Origin of the sequence: Microbacterium sp. NPDC064942 (assembly GCF_049545525.1) — a bacterium.
GTDB classification, from domain to species: domain Bacteria; phylum Actinomycetota; class Actinomycetes; order Actinomycetales; family Microbacteriaceae; genus Microbacterium; species Microbacterium gawkjiense.
Genome location: NZ_JBMWDR010000001.1, coordinates 552,993 through 570,372, shown reverse-complemented (window position 1 = coordinate 570,372; position 17,380 = coordinate 552,993). Strand labels below are relative to the sequence as shown.

The following is a 17,380-nucleotide window of genomic DNA, read 5'->3' as shown; positions in this document are numbered from 1 at the left end:
ATCCCTCGACACGGCGCGTCCCGCCCCTGACGGTCCACTGTCGCGGGCGGGACGCGCCGTCTCAGGCGTCCGCGGTCTCGGCGACCGGGAGCGGGAAGATCTGATCGAGCAGCTGCGCCGTCCAGGCGATGAGGTCGGCGTCGGCGAGCGGCTCACCCCCGGCGGTCGGCAACGGGACGACCATCGCCTCGCCGCCCGAGACGACCTTGGCCTTGGGGTGCAGGCGCTGCAGGCGCACGCGGATGGAGTCCGGGATGTGCGCCGGCGCGATGCGGAGGTTCGGTCCCATCGCGACGACGTCCGACAGGCCCGACTGCGCGGCGCGGCGACGCAGCCGCGCGATCGAGATGAGGCCCTCGACCTCGGCGGGCGGGGCGCCGTAGCGGTCGGTGAGCTCCTCGAGCACGAGGTCGATGGCGTCCTTCGCCGCGGTGACGGATGCCGCGGCCGACAGCTTCTGGTACGCCTCGAGGCGCAGCCGCTCGCTGTCGATGTACGACTCGGGGATGCGCGCCTGCACGGGGAGCTCGAGCCGGAGCTCGGTCGGCCCCTCGGTGTCCTCGCCGCGGAAGGTCGCGACCGCCTCGCCGATCATCCGCAGGTACAGGTCGAAGCCGACGCCGGCGATGTGACCCGCCTGCTCGGCGCCGAGGAGGTTGCCCGCGCCGCGGATCTCGAGGTCCTTGAGGGCGACCTGCATGCCCGAGCCGAGGTCGTTGTTGACGGCGATCGTCTCGAGGCGGTCGGCGGCGGTCTCGCTCAGCGGCTTGTTCTCGTCGTACAGGAAATAGGCGTACGCGCGCTCCCGGCCACGACCGACGCGGCCGCGCAACTGGTGCAGCTGTGACAGGCCGTACTTGTCGGCGCGGTCGATGATCATCGTGTTCGCGTTCGCGATGTCGAGACCGGTCTCGATGATCGTCGTCGAGACGAGCACGTCGGCGCGACGCTCCCAGAAGTCGTCGACGACCTGCTCGAGGGCGTGCTCGCCCATTTGACCGTGCGCGACGGCGATGCGCGCCTCGGGAACCAGCTCGGCGAGTTGCGCGGCGACCCGCTGGATCGAGGACACGCGGTTGTGGACGAAGAACACCTGTCCCTCGCGCAGCAGCTCGCGTCGGATGGCGGCGGCGATCTGCTTGTCGCTGCGGGGTCCCACGTAGGTGAGGATCGGATGCCGCTCCTCGGGCGGCGTCGCCAGCGTCGACATCTCGCGGATGCCGGTGACCGCCATCTCGAGCGTGCGCGGGATGGGCGTCGCGCTCATGGCGAGGATGTCGACGTTGGTCTTGAGCTTCTTCAGGGCGTCCTTGTGCTCGACGCCGAACCGCTGCTCCTCGTCGATGATCATGAGGCCGAGGTCCTTGAAGACGACCTTCTCGGTGAGGATGCGGTGGGTGCCGATGACCATGTCGATCGTGCCGTCGGCGAGCCCGGCGAGGGTGTCCTTCGCCTCCTTCGCCGTCTGGAAGCGCGAGAGCGGACGGACCTTGACGGGGAAGCCGGCGAAGCGCTCGGTGAACGTCTCGAGGTGCTGCTTGGCGAGGAGGGTCGTCGGCACGAGCATCGCGACCTGCTTGCCCTCCTGGATGGCCTTGAAGGCGGCACGGACGGCGACCTCGGTCTTGCCGAAGCCGACGTCGCCCGAGAGCAGGCGGTCCATCGGGATCGGCTTCTCCATGTCGGCTTTGATCTCGTCGATCGTCTGCAGCTGGTCCGGCGTCTCGGCGAACGGGAAGGCCTCTTCGAGCTCGCGCTGCCACGGGGTGTCGGGACCGAACGCGTACCCCTTCGACGCCATCCGGGCCGAGTACAGCTTCACGAGCTCGACGGCGATGTCGCGGACGGCACGGCGCGCCTTGCCCTTGGCGGCGGCCCAATCCGACCCGCCCATCTTCGAGAGCTGCGGCGCCTCGCCGCCGACGTACCGCGACAGCAGGTCGAGCTGGTCGGTCGGGACGAAGAGCTTGTCGCCCGGGTGTCCGCGCTTGGACGGCGCGTACTCGAGCACGAGGTACTCGCGCTTGCTCTTGACCGCGTTGCGACCGCCCGAGGACACCTCCCGCTGCACGAGCTCGACGAACCGGCCGATGCCGTGGGTCGAGTGGACGACGTGATCGCCGGGCTTCAGCTGAAGCGGGTCGACGACGTTGCGTCGACGAGACGCGAGCTTCTTGACGACGCGCGAGTCGGCGCCGATCGTGCGTCCGTAGAAGTCGCTCTCGGTGAAGACGGCGAGCTTGGCGTCGGCGAAGAGGAATCCTGCTTCGAGGGTCGCGACGGTCGCGACCGCGATCCCCGCATCGGGGACGTCGGTCACCGCGTCGACGGCGCGCGCGGCGAGTCCGCGTTCGGCGAGGACGTCGCGCGAGCGGTCGACGAGGCCGGTTCCGGATGCCGCGACCACGACGCGCCAGCCCGCGCTCAGCAGGTTGCCGATGTGCTCCGTCGCGCCGTCGATGTTGCCCTGGAACGAGGGGACGGCAGAGGCGGGGATCCGAACCGCCGCATCCGCACGCTCGACGAGGCCCTCGGCGGCAGCATCCGACGCCCCCGAATCGAAGGTGCTGAGCGTCCACCACACGCCCTGACGGGAGGCGGAGGCCTCGCGCAACTCGGGGAGGGTGAGGAAGTCGCCCGCGCCGAGGTCGACGGGGCTCTCGGCGCCGGCGGTCGCCGCGCTCCACGCGGCTTCGAGGAACTCGCGGTTCGTCTCGGCGAGCGTCATGGCGCGGGTGACGGCGCGCTCGGGGTCGACGACGGCCACCGCCGCGCCTTCGGGCAGGTAGTCCACGAGCGGAAGGACGGCGTCGGCGACGGCGGGCAGCAGCGACTCCATGCCCTCGACCGGGATGCCCTGGCTCATCTTCTCGAGCATGGTGCCGAGTCCCGGCATCCGATCCCGCAGTGCGGCGGCCCGCTCGCGGACGGCGTCGGTGAGGAGGAGCTCCCGGCTCGGGAGCAGGGTCACCTCGCGCACCTCGCCGGGCAGGGAGCGCTGATCGGCGACGGAGAAGGCGCGGATCTGATCGATCTCGTCGCCGAAGAAGTCCGCCCGGTAGGGGTGGTCGGCGACGGGCGGGAACACATCGAGGATGCCGCCGCGGACGGCGAACTCGCCTCGTCGCGAGACCATGTCGACCCGGTGGTAGGCGAGGTCGACGAGTCGGTGGACGATGTCGTCGAGCTCCTGCCCGCGGGATCCGAGCTCGAGCCGGACGACACCGGCATCCGTCAATCCCGCCGCGATCGGCTGCAGCGCGCCACGGACGGACGCAGTGACCACGAGGGGGGTGCGACCGCCCCAGTCGGCCGCATCGCGGAGGACGCTCAGCCGCCGGCCGACGGTCTCGGCGCTGGGGCTGAGACGCTCGTGCGGCAGGGTCTCCCATGCCGGGAGGTGCCGGACGACGGCGTCGGGCAGGAGGCACTGCAGGGCCGCGCCGATGCTCTCGGCGCGGCGCCCGGTAGGGGCGACGAGCAGCAGGACGGGAGGCCGTCCCGACGCGGCGCGTCGCTCGAGGAGTCCGGCGAGCAGCGGAGCGTCGAGGCCCGTCACGGCCGAGAAGTCGACGTCCGATCCGGCGCCGTCGAGGGCCTCCCGGAAGCTGTCAGCCTGTTCGAGGGCGCGCACGATCCCGGGAATTGTCACCGGGGAAGTCTACGCGGCGCGTCGGACACCGGGGTCGGCGAGGCGGGCGAGGTGCGTCATGGGATCGAACATGGGTTCCCCTTCGGTCGGGGCGAGAGGATTTTTAGTTCGAAAATACTACTTGCTTACCATCTGAACCAACCCTAGAATAGAACAAATGTTCCCCTTCGAAGACGACTTCGCAGCCACGCTGATGGCGATCGTCGATGACGTCGCGAGTGTGGCACGCGAGGTGGCGTCCGCGCAGATCGCGGAGTTGCGGATACTGGCCGCCGCGGGCCGGTTGGCCGAAGCGCAGACCGCGCAACGCAACGCTCGTGTGCAGGTGCACGACATGGCGTTGCGGTCGATCGCGGCGGAGGTCGGCGGAGTAATGCGAGTCACCGACCGGACCGTGCAGCGGCGGATCGGCGAGGCGCGGACGTTGATCGAAGGCTTCCCGGCGACTGTCGAGGCATGGGAGCAGGGACGGATCGTCCGCGGGCATGCGATCGCGATCGTCGAAACCGGAACGAGCCTGCCGGCGGAAATGTGGACCGAGTTCGAACAGGTCGCGATCAGCCGATGCGAGCGAGACACCCCGAACCGGGTGCGAGGCGAGCTCGAGATCCTCGCCCACCGGATGCACCCCCGCTCGTTCGCGGAACGGCACGAGCAGGCCGCCGCCGGGCGGTGCGTGCGGATCGTGCCGGGGCGAGACGGGATGAGCGACGTCGTCGCAACCGTCCCGACGGTGATCGCCGAAGGGATCCACGACCGGCTCACGCAGCAGGCGCGAGCGATCGTCGACACCCGCGACGAACGCGTCGCTGCGCGCGGGTGTGCGGGTGTCGCGTTCGGGGAAGCCGCCAGCGACGGCGACACTGACGGCGATCGCGACGATGACGCCGCCGCGATCATCGCCACCGACCAGCGGTCCACCGACCAGGTCCGCGCTGACGTGTTCGCGGACTTGCTCCTGGCGGGAGCACCCGCCCTCGATGACACCCGCGACACCACCGCCGGGCCGCTGGGCGCGATCCGCGCACGTGTGCAGGTACTCGTGCCCGCCGCCACCCTTACCGGAGAAGACGATGGGCCATGCGACCTCGCCGGGCGCTCCCCCATCGACCCCGCGACGGCGCGCACATTCGCCGGCGGCACCGGGATGTGGGAGCGCCTGTTCCACGACCCGACCACCGGGGTCACCGTGTCGACCGATTCGTACCGAGTCCCGTCGGGGATGCGCAGGTTCCTGCAAGCCCGGGATCAGCACTGCCGGTTCCCCGGATGCCGCGTCGCAGCCATCCGCTGCGAAGTCGATCACACCCACGACCACGCGCTCGGCGGACGAACCGAACTGTCGAACCTCGCCCACCTGTGCCAGAGGCATCACTCCATGAAGCAGTTCACCGCCTGGAGGGTCCGACAACTCAAGGGTGGCGTCCTCGAATGGACCTCACCCCTCGGCAGGACCTACCGCGAAGACGCCCCCACCCCGGCCGTCGCCTTCACCCCTGCCGCGCCACCACCCCACCCGCCCGCGGGACCCGCACCCTTTTGAGGTTCGCGCCGCGGCGAGCCGCCATCAGCGACGTCCCCGGGATTGCATCGCCGGTCGCGCTCACGGAACCTCAACGTCGATCGCGCGAGCTTCGCTCGCACGCTTGAGCCGCGCCAGGTGATACCGCCACCCCGCCTCGTGTTCCGACGGCAGCGAGTGCGGGGTCCCCACGCGCGAGAATCCCGATTCGGTCAGTCTCACCGACGTCGAATCACCATGACCGACGAGTTCGATCACGACGTCGAGAGAGCCTTCCCACCCACTTTCGGTCCAGCAGAAGCCGAGAAGGTGCGGTTGCGCACACTGCGTGATAGTTCCCTCCGCAGTGGCCTGACGCCCGTCCTCGACCCACGTTTCCACGAGCGGCGAACCGACAACCGCGTCGCAGCGCATTTCAGGCCACCATGCGCTCCGACCGACGGTGAGGCATCGCCAGACATCCTCCACAGACGCACGGATGTCCGTCGCCGCCGTCACCGAATCGCGAACCACGTGAACACACGTGACCGTCAGGCGCGCGGAGCGTGGTGACGCTGCTGCGCGGCGAGCAGCCCCTCCTCGACGAGCTGCTCCACGGCATCCGCCGCATCCGCGATCGCGATCGGGAGGTTCGGGCGTTCCGCGGCCCCGAACGGATCGAGCACCCAATCGGCGGGGTCCTGACGCCCCGGCGGACGCCCGATGCCGACCCGCACCCGCGGGAACTCCGGCGTGCCGAGCGCCTTCGCGACGTCACGGACGCCGTTGTGCCCGCCGTGACCGCCGCCGACCTTCAGTTTGAGGGAGTCGAAGGGGATGTCCAGCTCGTCGTGCACGATCACGACCCGCTCCGCCGGCACGCCGTAGAAAGCCGCGAGCGCCGACACCGGACCACCCGATACGTTCATGAACGAGTTGGGCTTGGCGAGCACCAGCTTCGGCCCCCCGGGCCGCAGCCACGTCTCGGCGACCCGCGCGTTCGCCTTGTGCGAGCGCAGCGTCTCGGAACGCCGCCGCGCGAGCTCGTCGATCACCATCTGCCCGACGTTGTGTCGCGTCGCCTCATAGCGCGGTCCCGGGTTCCCGAGCCCCACGATCAACCAGGTGTCGGCCATGACCGTCCCTTCCGACGACGAAGCCCGTCGCAGCAACAGCGGCGACGGGCTTCGAACGTGTTCGTCTTACTCGGCGGATTCCTCGGCGGCAGGCGCCTCGTCGCCCTCGACCTCGGCGCCCTCCGCCTCGTCCTCGACGGGAGCCGGCGGCAGCGCGACACCGACGACGAGCGTGTCGGCCTCGGTCACCAGCGTGGCACCGCGGGGCAGCGTCAGCTCACCGGCGGTGATGTGGGTGCCGTCCTCGAGGCCCTCGACCGAGACCTCGATGTTCTGCGGGATGTGGGTGGCCTCGACCTCGAGCGTGACGGTCGTGTTCTCGAGCGTCGCGATCGTGCCGGGGAACGGCTCGCCGACGACGGAGACGGGAACGTCGACCTGAATCTTCTCGCCCTTCTTCACGACGAGGAGGTCGATGTGCTCGATGATCTGGTGCACGGGGTCCTTCTGGACATCCTTGACCAGCGTGAGCTGCTGCTTGCCGGCGATCTCGAGCTCGAGCAGCGCGTTGGCGCGACGGATGAGCAGCGAGACCTGGTGGCCCGGAAGCGCGACGTGCACGGGGTCCGTGCCGTGGCCGTAGATGACAGCGGGGATCTTGCCGGACGCGCGCAGACGGCGGGCGAAGCCCTTACCGAACTGCTCGCGCAGCTCGGCGACGACCTTGGTGTCGGTCTCAGTCGACATGAGTGTTCTCCTTGCGGGCCATCACGGCCCAGTCAATCGGGGCCGGTACGGCCTCGTCTGTACCCGGGCCGATGCGGCCCAGACGTGGTCTGTGGTTCGACTCGAACGCATGCGCGTGAGGAAAGCCGCGAAGCCTGCTTCACCGCGTCGATCACGGATGCGCCGCATCCCTCGCCGAAGTTCGAGTCGAGTCTATCAGCGCGCCGGATACGATGGAATCCAGCCCCTCACCCCCGAGACACGGAGGACCCATGGACTACGGATGGATGTCGCACGCACTGCTCTGGTTCGTCGGAGCTCTGAGCGCGGCCACCGCCGTCTGCGTCGTCGGCGCCTTCTTCTCGATGGGTCGCAGCTACAAGGACTGACCGCGTCACATGCGATCGCCCCTCTCGGTCCAGCGGATACAGTGACCGGAGGGGACCGCCGGTCACCGGCACCCACCCCATTCCGCTCACACCTCACGTAGACCTGGAGCCCCGTATGTCGTCGACCCCCTCTCCCACCGGCCCCTCGACGGATCAGGATCAGGCTCCGCACGAGGCGACGCAGCAGCACGAGGGGGCTCCGCAGCCCGAAGAGGTCGACCGTCCCACCCACCCCGAGTCGGCGTCGACCGGCTCTGCGCAGGGTCCGGCGAACATCGGTGTCGTCGGTCTCGCGGTGATGGGCTCGAACCTGGCCCGCAACCTCGCGTCGCGTGAGGGCAACACGGTCGCGGTGTTCAACCGGTCGCGGTCGAAGACCGACGAGCTGCTCGAGGCGCACCCCGAGGCCGAGTTCGTGCCCGCGTTCACCTACGAGGAGTTCGCCGCGTCGCTGCAGAAGCCGCGCACCGCGATCATCATGGTCAAGGCTGGCAAGCCGACGGATGCCGTCATCGACGAGCTCATGCGCGTGTTCGAGCCCGGTGACATCATCATCGACGGCGGCAACAGCCTGTTCACCGACACGATCCGCCGCGAGAAGGCCGTCTCCGAGGCGGGCTACAACTTCGTCGGCATGGGTGTCTCCGGCGGCGAGGAGGGCGCCCTCAACGGTCCGTCCCTCATGCCCGGCGGCCCCGACGAGGCGTGGGTCACCCTCGGCCCCATCCTGAAGTCCATCGCCGCGGTCGCCGAGGGCGAGCCGTGCGTCACCCACATTGGCCACGACGGCGCCGGACACTTCGTCAAGATGGTGCACAACGGCATCGAGTACGCCGACATGCAGCTCATCGCCGAGGCGTACGACCTCATCCGCCGCGGCACCGGCAAGACACCCGCCGAGATCGCCGACATCTTCGCCGAGTGGAACACCGGCGAGCTCGAGTCCTACCTGATCGAGATCACCGCCGAGGTGCTCCGCCAGACGGATGCCGCCACCGGCAAGCCCCTCGTCGACGTCATCCTCGACCAGGCCGGCGCCAAGGGCACCGGAGCCTGGACCGTGCAGACCGCCCTCGACCTCGGCGTCCCCGTCTCCGGCATCGCCGAAGCCACCTTCGCCCGCTCGCTCTCCAGCCACCGCGAGCAGCGCGACGTGGCCGGCGGCCTGCCCGGCCCCTCCCCCGAGGACTTCACCGTCACCGACGCCGACGCGTTCATCGAGCAGGTGCGCCTGGCCCTCTACGCCTCGAAGATCGTCGCGTACAGCCAGGGCTTCGACGAGATCCGCGCCGGTGCCGCCCAGTACGGCTGGAACATCGACCTCGGCGCCGTCAGCAAGATCTGGCGCGGCGGCTGCATCATCCGCGCCCAGTTCCTCAACCGCATCGCCGACGCCTACGACGCCGAAGCGGACCTCCCCGTCCTCCTCACCGCCCCGTACTTCGTCGAAGCCCTCGGCCGCACGCAGGACGCCTGGCGCGAGGTCGTCCGCATCTCGGCATCCGCCGGCATCCCCGCCCCCGCCTTCAGCTCCTCCCTCGCCTACTACGACGGCCTGCGCGCCGACCGCCTGCCCGCCGCACTCATCCAGGGACAGCGCGACTTCTTCGGCGCCCACACCTACAAGCGCATCGACAAGGACGGCACCTTCCACACCCTCTGGTCCGGCGACCGCAGCGAAGTCGAAGCCGAGGACACCCACTGAGCCGCAGCGACACCGCGCTGCGTGTCCACCGGGCCGCCGCGCGCATCGTCCTCGCCGTCCTGACCGCCCTCTACGCATGGCTGGTCGGCTGGATGACGCTGCGTGCGGCGCCGTACGGTTCCGACATCGCGTCGGGACTGAACCGGCTGCTGGAGTGGTTCGCCGAGCGTCCCTCGACGGCCTGGATCACGTTCGACCGCGTCGAGTTCGGCGCGAACGTCGCGATGTTCGTCCCCCTCGGGGTGATCGCGGTGCTGTGGTTCGGCGTGCGCGGCTGGTGGCTGGCGCCCATCCTGGGGGCGCTCGCCAGTGCGGCGATCGAGACCCTGCAGGCGCTCCTGCTCGACTCCCGCGTCGCCGACGTCCGTGACGTGATCGCCAACACGCTGGGCGCCGTCATCGGGATGTGCCTCATGCTGCTGCTCGCCTTCCTGCTGTCGCCGCCGCATCCCCGGCGGCAGCAGGAATACCGAGCATGACCGAAGCCGGGGCATAGCGCGGTCATAGGAAGGTCATGAGAATGGAGTCATGACCATGCCTGCCCCTGTACTCCAGCGCCCCGACGGCTCCCCCCTGCGCGTCCTCGTCGTCGACGACGAGCAGATGCTGACCGACCTGCTCTCGATGGCCCTACGGATGGAGGGCTGGGAAGTGCGCACCGCGGGTTCCGGCTTCGACGCCCTCACCGCCGCGCGGGAGTTCGCCCCCGACGCGATGGTGCTCGACATCATGATGCCCGACCTCGACGGGATGTCGGTTCTGCAGCGTCTGCGCCAGGGCGGCGACGACGTGCCGGTGCTCTTCCTCACCGCGAAGGACTCCGTCAGCGACCGTGTCGCCGGGCTCACCGCCGGTGGTGACGACTATGTCACGAAGCCGTTCAGCCTCGAGGAGGTCGTCGCGCGGCTGCGGGGGCTGATGCGCCGTGCTGGGGCATCCGCCGGCGCCGCCGACCCGATCCTGCGCGTCGGCGACCTCACCCTCAACGAGGACTCGCACGAGGTCTTCCGCGGCGACGACGAGATCGAGCTCACCGCGACCGAGTTCGAGCTGCTGCGCTACCTCATGCGCAACCAGCGCCGCGTGCTCTCGAAGGCGCAGATCCTCGACCGCGTCTGGAACTACGACTTCGGCGGCCGCTCGAGCGTCGTCGAGCTCTACATCTCCTACCTGCGCAAGAAGATCGACGCCGGCAAGGGTCCGCTCATCCACACGGTCCGCGGCGTCGGCTACATGATCAAAGCGAGCCAGTGAGCACGACGTCCCGTCGTCGCCGTCGGCACCGCTGGAGCCTGCAGGCGCGGCTGATCACGGCGGTCGTGTCGTTCGTCTCGGTCATCCTCATCACCGTCGGACTCGGCACCGGTACGGTGCTCGAGTCGATCCTGCGTGAGAACCTCGACGCGAAGGTCACCGGGGTGCAGGACTCGATCGCACTCGACTACACCCACCGCGCCGACCAGATCCTCGAAGCGAGCCCCCGCCCGGAGCGGGGCACCCTGCTCGTCGTGAACAACCTCGCAGGCCCCACCGCCGCGTACGTCGATGCGGAGGGCGGCGTCCGGACCCTCGACACCCGCGACATCCAGATCAGCGCCCCGGACGGCAACGACTGGGCCGACGCCACGGTCGCGGGTCTCGGGGACTACCGGCTGCGGATCGGCCCGTACTCCAGCATCTTCGGGCTGCCGACCTCGGAGGTCACGAGCGTCAGCGCCCGCATCGTCACCACCGTCGCCCTCCTCACCACCGGCGGCCTGCTCGTGCTCGCCGCGGTCATCGCGCTCCTGATCCGCAGCGCCCTCACACCCCTGCGCTCCGTCGCATCGACCGCCTCTCGGGTCGCGGCGCAGCCCCTGGCGGAGGGTGCCGTCACGATCACCGAGCGCGTTCCCGACGAGGACACCGATACCCACACCGAAGTCGGTCAGGTGGGGCACGCCCTGAACACCCTGCTCGACCACGTGGAGACCTCCCTCGCCGCGCGCCAGCGCAACGAGGAGCGCATGCGCGCGTTCGTCGCGGACGCGAGCCACGAACTGCGCACTCCCCTCGCCTCGATCCGGGGGTATTCCGAGCTCTCGCTGCGCGGCATCCGTCACGCCGAAGCGAGCGGGAACACGGCCGCCGGTGTCGTCGCCGACACCACCCGGGAGTCGCTGGAACGCATCCAGGCGCAGTCGCTGCGCATGACGGCCCTCGTCGAGGATCTGCTGCTGCTCGCTCGCCTCGACGAGGGCACCGAGCTCGTCTACAGCGCCGTCGATCTCACCCGCCTCGCTGTGGAAGCCGTCTCGGACGCGCGGGTGGCCGGTACCGACCACGAGTGGGTGCTGGAGGTGCCCGACGAGCCCGTCATCGTCGCTGGCGACGCCGGACGGCTGCACCAGGTGGCGGCGAACCTGCTCGCCAACGCGCGGGTCCACACCCCCGCCGGCACCCGCGTGACGACGACCGTGGCGTCGGAGGACGGCGACGCGGTCCTGCGCATCCACGACGACGGGCCCGGCATCGACCCCACCGTCGTCGGCGACCTGTTCGAGCGGTTCTCGCGCGCCGACTCGTCCCGCGCGCGCCAGACCGGCGGCACGGGGCTCGGGCTCTCGATCGTCAAGGCGATCGTCGAGGGCCACGGCGGCCGTATCGCCGTGGCCTCCGATCCCGGCTCGACGACCTTCGAGGTGCGGATGCCCGCCCGCCCCGACTCCCCCGCTCAGTAACCGCTGAACGCGTCCGTCGTGATCGACTTGGCCCGCTCGAGGGCCGGGGTGAGGGTCGCGATCAGCGCCGGCGGGCCCGACACGTAGGCGTGACGGCGGTCGATGTCGGGAACCAGGCGCAACAGCCCGTCGGCGTCGAGACGCGAACCGCCCGCCCACGTCCAGCCCGCCGGGAGGTCCGCGGGTTCGTCGCGCGTGACGACGATGACCGGGATGCCGGCGGCCTCGAGGTCGTCCCGGAACGCGAGTTCGTCGCTGGCCGAGGCGACGTAGACGAACACGACATCGCGTCGCTCCTGCGTGAGGCGCAGGTGACGCAGCTGGGACACGAACGGCGTCACGCCGATGCCCGCCGCCACCATCAGCACGGGCGCGTCGGCGCGGCGCGGCAGGACGAAGTCGCCCCAGATCCCCGTGATCGCGAGCTCGTCGCCGGGTTCGACCGTGGCGAGCGCCTTCTTGTAGCTGGACTGCGATCCTTCGCGCATCGCGATCTTCACGAGCGGCAGCTCGGCCGGGGACGAGAGGATGCTGAACTCGCGCCGGGTCCCTCGGGAGTCGGGGTGCGCGTGGGGAACCTCGAGCTCGAGGTACTGCCCCGGGGCGAAGCGGACCGGGCGCTCGGCGCGGAAGCTGTACTCGCGCACGCTCGGTGTGAGCGGGGTGCGTTCGACGATCGTCAGCCGCACGGCCGTACGCATCGCGAAGACGAAGGCGACGAGGTTCCCGACGAGGAGAGCGCGCTCCTGGCCGAGGGTGATCTCGCCGAGGGAGATCGGCCACCCGGCGAGCACACCGACGACGGCCGTCACGACGAACTGCTGCCAGCGGCGCGGCGGCAAGGTGAGCGGCTCCGAGAGCATGAACGCGCCGAGGAACAGGAACGGCGATGACAGGACGATCGCCGAGAACGTCATCCCCGGGTCGAGGGCGAACCCCGCCGACTGGGCCTGCACGATCGTGCGCACCAGCGCGACCGCGACCGCGACGACGAGGAACAGGCCGATGACCCGCACCTTCTCGGTGCGCACGAGCACGACCAGCCCGAGGAGCAGCACCGGCAGGGCGAGCAGCGGGTTGCCCACCCACCACGCCGCCGACCCGAGATCGGGCGCCCAGATGCTGATGATCGTGAGGGCCATCGCGCCGACCGCGGCCGGGTTGAAGATGTGCCGGCCCTGCCAGGCGAGCACGTACTTGGATGCCGAGGCGAGAGCGCCTGCGACGGCGACGCCGACGAGCGGCAGCGGCTCGAGGGTGGGGCGCAGGACGAACACGAGGATCAGCGCCGTGATGAGGGCGGATTCGATCCGCCACGGTCGGCGGACGATGCGCTGGGCGACGGCGTCGACGAGGGCGATCGAGACGGCCAGCACGGCGAGCGTGACGACGAACTCCAGCGGGGCCACCGACACCCCGCCCGCGAGGGACACCGCCAGGGTGATCACGGCCAGCGCCGAGAGCGCGAAGAGCACGAGGCGGTACATGGACAACCTGCCGAGGACGCCGAACACGCGACTCCAGGCGGCACTGAGGGATGAGATCACGAGAACAACTCCGCTTCGCATCGGGGGGACCATTCGACGGAGCCGTCGGTGCGCATGCGCACCCATTCTGCGCCCCAGTCAGCCGCCAGGGCCGGACCGCCGTCGAAGAACAGCGCGGTGGCGACGGCGTCGGCTGTCATCGCGTCGGCGGCGACCGCCCACGTCGCCGCATACCGCCGCACCGGTGCGCCGGTGCGGGCGTCGAGCACGTGGTGGAGGCCGGCGCCCCAGGCACGTCGATTGACTGCGGACGCGCACAGCGCGGCATCCGTCACCGACCACACCCCGATGGCTCGGGTGGTGTCGTAGGGGTGCTCGAGGGCGACCCGCTGCGTGAGACCGGAGACGGCGAGGTCGCCGCCGGCGTCGATGACGATGCCCCCGCTCACCCGCGTGAGGAGTGCGCCGTGCACCAGATCGACGAGGCGCCCCTTGCCGAGCGCGCCGACGTCGAGCATCGCCGGCGGGGTGATGCGGAGGGTGCCGGCCTCGTGCCGGACGATCCCCCGCCAGTCTGTGGGAGCCGGGGCCGCGCCAGAGTCGACGAGGGAGATCGTGGCGTCATAGCCGCGCCGGGCGAGAGCGTCACCGACGAGCGGGTTCACCGCGCCGCCGGTGGCCGCATCGAGCTCCGCGTACGCGTCGAGCATCATGGCGGTGTCGGCAGGCGCCGTCGTCGTCTCGCCGCAGGCGAGCGCGGTCACCGTCGAATCCGACCGGAACCGCGACCACTCCCGGTCGAACGTCTCGATGATCCCGGTCACGGCCGCCCGGGTGTCGACGGCGAGCGGGTCATCGGTGTCGATCGTCCACCGGGTCCCGATGGCGTCGAACCGCCAGCGGGCGCCGCTCATCCCGCGGCTTCGGTGCGGATCTCCTGAACGGCGGCGTTGAAGCCGCCGCTGGTGAGAGAGGAGCCGGCGACACGGTCGACCTCGATGTCGTCGAGGCTCCTGCCGACGACCTCGTCCGCGATGCCGCCGATGAACAGCCCCTGATACTGCTGGCTCTCCCGCGCCTGCGGGTCTCCGGTGACCTCGACCTCGGTCACGACACCGTCCGCGAGGGTCAGGGTGACGCTGATCGTCTCCACCGACTCGGGGGTCTGGTACGAGCCGTCGGCGGTGTAGGTGCCGTCGGCGTAGTCGGCTCCGGGGGCGACGGGCTCGGCGGCCGCGTCCGGGCTCGCCGTCTCAGCGCCGCACCCGGCGAGGAGGACGAGACCGGCGACGGATGCCGCGGCGGCACCGACGCGGACGGGACGGGAGAGGGCGGGGCGGCTCATCGAAGGCTCCTCGGAGGTGGGGGCGAACGCACTCACGCTAACGGTCACGGCCGAGCGCAGGCTCTGCGCCGTCTATGCGGCAGCCGCGACGGGGCGGCGGACACCGAGCTTCAGCAGCTCGACGACCAGGAACACGACGACACCCGCCGCCAATGCGACACCCACCTGCAGCAGGCTGAGCGGGCGCGAGTCGAACAGTCCGTTCAGCAGCGGCAGGTAGGTGTAGGCGAGCTGGAGCACGAGCAGCGCCGCCGCCGACCAACCGACCACCGGGTTGCCGCGGAGAACGGCCGGCGTGAGGCTCGACCGGGAGAGGAACCGGCAGTTCAGGAGGAACCCGAGCTGCCCGAACGCGAGCACCGTGACCGCCATCGTGCGCGCGACCGGCAGCTCGGCCCCGGCAGCCAGCGCCCAGCCGAACACGGCGAGGGTCACCCCGCCGATGACGAGCGAGACGGCGAGGACGAACCCGAGTTCGCGTCGGGAGATGATCGACCCGCCCGAGGGGCGCGGCGGGCGCGTCATGATGCCGCGCTCGGCCGGCTCGTAGGCGAGGGCGAGCGAGAGGGTGACGCCGGTGACCATGTTCACCCAGAGCACCTGGACCGGCGACAGCGGCAGCGTGAAGCCGAACAGCACGGCCGCGAGCACGACGAGCGACTGAGCGCCGTTGGTGGGCAGCAGGAAGACGACCGACTTGCGGAGGTTGTCGTAGATCCGGCGACCCTCGCGCACGGCGCTGCGGATCGTGGCGAAGTTGTCGTCGGCGAGGACGATCTCCGCGGCTTCCTTCGTCGCCTCGGTGCCCTTGATGCCCATCGCGATCCCGACGTCGGCGCGGGTGAGCGCGGGCGCGTCGTTGACACCGTCGCCGGTCATCGCGACGACCTCGCCGTGCGACTGGAGGGCGCGGACGATGCGGATCTTGTGCTCGGGGCTCGTTCGGGCGTACACGTCGACGTCGCGGACGACCTCGGCGAGCTGCGCCTGGCTGAGCTCCTCCAGCTCGGGACCGGTGAGCACGCGGGAGCGCTCGTCGCTGACGAGCCCCATCTCGCGGCCGATCGCGACGGCGGTGCCGGCGTGATCGCCGGTGATCATCTTCACCCGGATGCCGGCGGCGTGACAGTCCGCGATGGCGTCGATCGCCTCGGGGCGGGGCGGATCGACGATGCCCCACAGCCCGAGGAACTCGAGGTCGACGAGGTCGCCGGCCTCGACGTGCGCGGCACGCGTGGCCTTGCGGGCCGCGGCGAGCACGCGGAGACCCTGCGCGCTGAGCGCGTCGACCTCACTCTCCCAGCGGACGCGGTCGAGCGGCTCGGAGCCGTCGGCGCCACGCTGCGTGAGCGCGCGTGCGAGGAGACGGTCGGGGGCACCCTTCACGAGGATCGCGCGGGCACCGTCATCGGACTCGTTGAGCGTCGCCATGAACTTGTGCGCGGAGTCGAACGGCACGACATCGCGGCGGGTGGTGCCGGCACTCGACGCGCCGCCCTTCATCGCGACGACCTTCAGGGCGCCCTCCGTCGGCTCGCCGACAAGGCTCCAGCGGTCGCCGTCCTTGACGAGGTGCGCGTCGTTGCAGAGCGTCGCCACGGCGAGCAGGGCGGCGAGGTCGCTGCTGGAGGCCTCGTCGCCGTCGGCGTCGACGATGCGCCCGTCGGGGTCGTAGCCGAGCCCGGTCGCCTCGTAATGCCCGATCGGGGTGACGAGCGTGCGCACGGTCATCTCGTTCTTCGTCAAGGTGCCGGTCTTGTCGGAGCAGATCGTGGACACCGAGCCCAGCGTCTCGACGGCGGGGAGCTTCCGGGTGATCGCGTGGCGACGCGCCATCTGCTGCACGCCGATGGCGAGAGTGATCGTGACGAGGGCCGGGAGCCCCTCGGGAATGGCCGCGACGGCGAACCCGATGGCCGCGGAGATGAGGTCGTCGAACGGCAGATCGTGCACGTAGCGGCCGATCAGCAGCATGACCGCGGCCATCCCGAGGATGACCAGGGTCAGCACCTTGCCGAATTTGCCGAGCTGCATCGACAGTGGGGTCTGCAGCGACCCGGCATCTTGCACCAACTCCTGGATGCGGCCGATTTCGGTCGCACCTCCCGTGTCGGTGACGATGCCGCGCCCTTGGCCGGCCGAGACGATGGTGCCCGAATAGGCCATCGACCGGCGATCGCCGATGCCGACGTGCGCCTCGACGGGTTCGGTCTGCTTCGACGAGGGCACCGACTCCCCCGTGAGGGCGGCCTCGTCGATGCGCAGCTGCACCGCCTGAGTCAAGCGCAGGTCGGCCGGCACCCGGTCGCCGGGCGCGAGGCGGACACTGTCGCCGGGGACCAGCTCGGCGGCGGGGATCGTGATCCAGGCGCCGTCGCGGCGGACCGTCGCCTCGCGCGACAGCATCCCGCGGATACCGGCGAGGGCCTTCTCTGCACGTCCCTCCTGCACGAAGCCGATCACCGCGTTGATGACGGCGACGGCGACGATCACCCAGAACTCAAGCCAATCCCCCATGACCGCCTTGATGGCGGCCGAGGCCAGCAGGATGTAGATCAGGATGTCGTTGAAGTGCGACAGGAAACGGCGCCAGGCGGGCGTCCGCGCAGCTTCGGGAAGCTCGTTGCGCCCGTGCTCGCCGAGCCGGGCGGCGGCGTCGTCGGAGGTCAGTCCGCCGGCGTCCGTGCGCAGCAGCGCTTCGACGTCGTCGATCGGGAGGGAGAACGGGGCGCCGATGCCCGCGCCGGAGTCGGAGTGCGACAAGGCCATCGAATGTCCG

The 17,380-nt window shown here is 70.5% G+C and carries 13 protein-coding genes; 5 read left to right on the top strand and 8 right to left on the bottom strand.

Features of this window, described 5'->3' with window-relative positions; translation table 11 throughout:
- Positions 1 to 61: 61 nt before the first annotated feature.
- Entirely contained in the window at positions 62 to 3,652 is a 3,591-nt protein-coding gene (gene mfd, locus ACPEH2_RS02710) for a transcription-repair coupling factor (protein ID WP_359917288.1), read from the bottom strand.
- A gap of 157 nt (positions 3,653 to 3,809) precedes the next feature.
- Between mfd and ACPEH2_RS02705 the strand changes: the two genes are divergently transcribed.
- Entirely contained in the window at positions 3,810 to 5,195 is a 1,386-nt protein-coding gene (locus ACPEH2_RS02705) for an HNH endonuclease signature motif containing protein (protein ID WP_359917285.1), read from the top strand.
- Positions 5,196 to 5,255: 60 nt separating this feature from the next.
- Here ACPEH2_RS02705 and ACPEH2_RS02700 read toward each other — a convergent pair whose 3' ends face one another.
- From ACPEH2_RS02700 to ACPEH2_RS02690, 3 genes are all read right to left on the bottom strand, one after another.
- On the bottom strand, positions 5,256 to 5,687 hold the full coding sequence (locus ACPEH2_RS02700; protein WP_359917282.1) for an SRPBCC family protein: 432 nt from the start codon (positions 5,685 to 5,687) through the stop codon (positions 5,256 to 5,258).
- Positions 5,688 to 5,704: 17 nt separating this feature from the next.
- Entirely contained in the window at positions 5,705 to 6,289 is a 585-nt protein-coding gene (pth, locus tag ACPEH2_RS02695; protein WP_253034022.1) for an aminoacyl-tRNA hydrolase, read from the bottom strand.
- A gap of 66 nt (positions 6,290 to 6,355) precedes the next feature.
- Positions 6,356 to 6,976: a 50S ribosomal protein L25/general stress protein Ctc gene (locus ACPEH2_RS02690; RefSeq protein ID WP_359917277.1), complete on the bottom strand. Its 621-nt coding sequence runs from the start codon at positions 6,974 to 6,976 to the stop codon at positions 6,356 to 6,358.
- A gap of 483 nt (positions 6,977 to 7,459) precedes the next feature.
- On the opposite strand from ACPEH2_RS02690, the gene gndA reads away from it, so the two are divergent.
- From gndA to ACPEH2_RS02670, 4 genes are read left to right on the top strand one after another with little or no spacing between them, the layout of a single operon-like run.
- Entirely contained in the window at positions 7,460 to 9,049 is a 1,590-nt protein-coding gene (gene gndA, locus ACPEH2_RS02685; protein ID WP_359917275.1) for an NADP-dependent phosphogluconate dehydrogenase, read from the top strand.
- The gene (locus tag ACPEH2_RS02680) at positions 9,004 to 9,528 is read left to right on the top strand and encodes a VanZ family protein (protein WP_359917851.1); all 525 of its coding nucleotides are present in this window, start codon (positions 9,004 to 9,006) and stop codon (positions 9,526 to 9,528) included. Before gndA ends, ACPEH2_RS02680 begins: the two co-directional genes overlap by 46 nt.
- Before the next feature lie 49 nt (positions 9,529 to 9,577).
- Positions 9,578 to 10,303, top strand: coding sequence for a response regulator transcription factor (locus tag ACPEH2_RS02675; RefSeq protein WP_359917272.1), 726 nt, complete (start codon positions 9,578 to 9,580; stop codon positions 10,301 to 10,303).
- The gene (locus ACPEH2_RS02670) at positions 10,300 to 11,769 is read left to right on the top strand and encodes a sensor histidine kinase (protein WP_423718204.1); all 1,470 of its coding nucleotides are present in this window, start codon (positions 10,300 to 10,302) and stop codon (positions 11,767 to 11,769) included. The genes ACPEH2_RS02675 and ACPEH2_RS02670 overlap by 4 nt, the downstream gene beginning before the upstream one ends.
- On the opposite strand, the gene ACPEH2_RS02665 is transcribed toward ACPEH2_RS02670, so the two are convergent.
- The 4 genes from ACPEH2_RS02665 to ACPEH2_RS02650 all read right to left on the bottom strand — a co-directional run bounded on the left by ACPEH2_RS02665 (position 11,763) and on the right by ACPEH2_RS02650 (position 17,370).
- Positions 11,763 to 13,316 carry an FAD-dependent oxidoreductase gene (locus ACPEH2_RS02665; protein WP_359917269.1) on the bottom strand — a complete coding sequence of 518 codons (1,554 nt, stop codon included), beginning with the start codon at positions 13,314 to 13,316 and terminating at the stop codon, positions 11,763 to 11,765. The two genes, ACPEH2_RS02670 and ACPEH2_RS02665, sit on opposite strands and share 7 nt — an antisense overlap.
- Complete coding sequence (locus ACPEH2_RS02660) at positions 13,313 to 14,170, bottom strand: FAD:protein FMN transferase (RefSeq protein WP_359917267.1); 858 nt, start codon at positions 14,168 to 14,170, stop codon at positions 13,313 to 13,315. Before ACPEH2_RS02660 ends, ACPEH2_RS02665 begins: the two co-directional genes overlap by 4 nt.
- Positions 14,167 to 14,601, bottom strand: a complete 435-nt coding sequence (locus tag ACPEH2_RS02655) for an FMN-binding protein (RefSeq protein ID WP_359917264.1) — start codon at positions 14,599 to 14,601, stop codon at positions 14,167 to 14,169. Before ACPEH2_RS02655 ends, ACPEH2_RS02660 begins: the two co-directional genes overlap by 4 nt.
- A 72-nt stretch (positions 14,602 to 14,673) precedes the next feature.
- The gene (locus ACPEH2_RS02650) at positions 14,674 to 17,370 is read right to left on the bottom strand and encodes an HAD-IC family P-type ATPase (RefSeq protein ID WP_423718203.1); all 2,697 of its coding nucleotides are present in this window, start codon (positions 17,368 to 17,370) and stop codon (positions 14,674 to 14,676) included.
- Positions 17,371 to 17,380 lie beyond the last annotated feature (10 nt).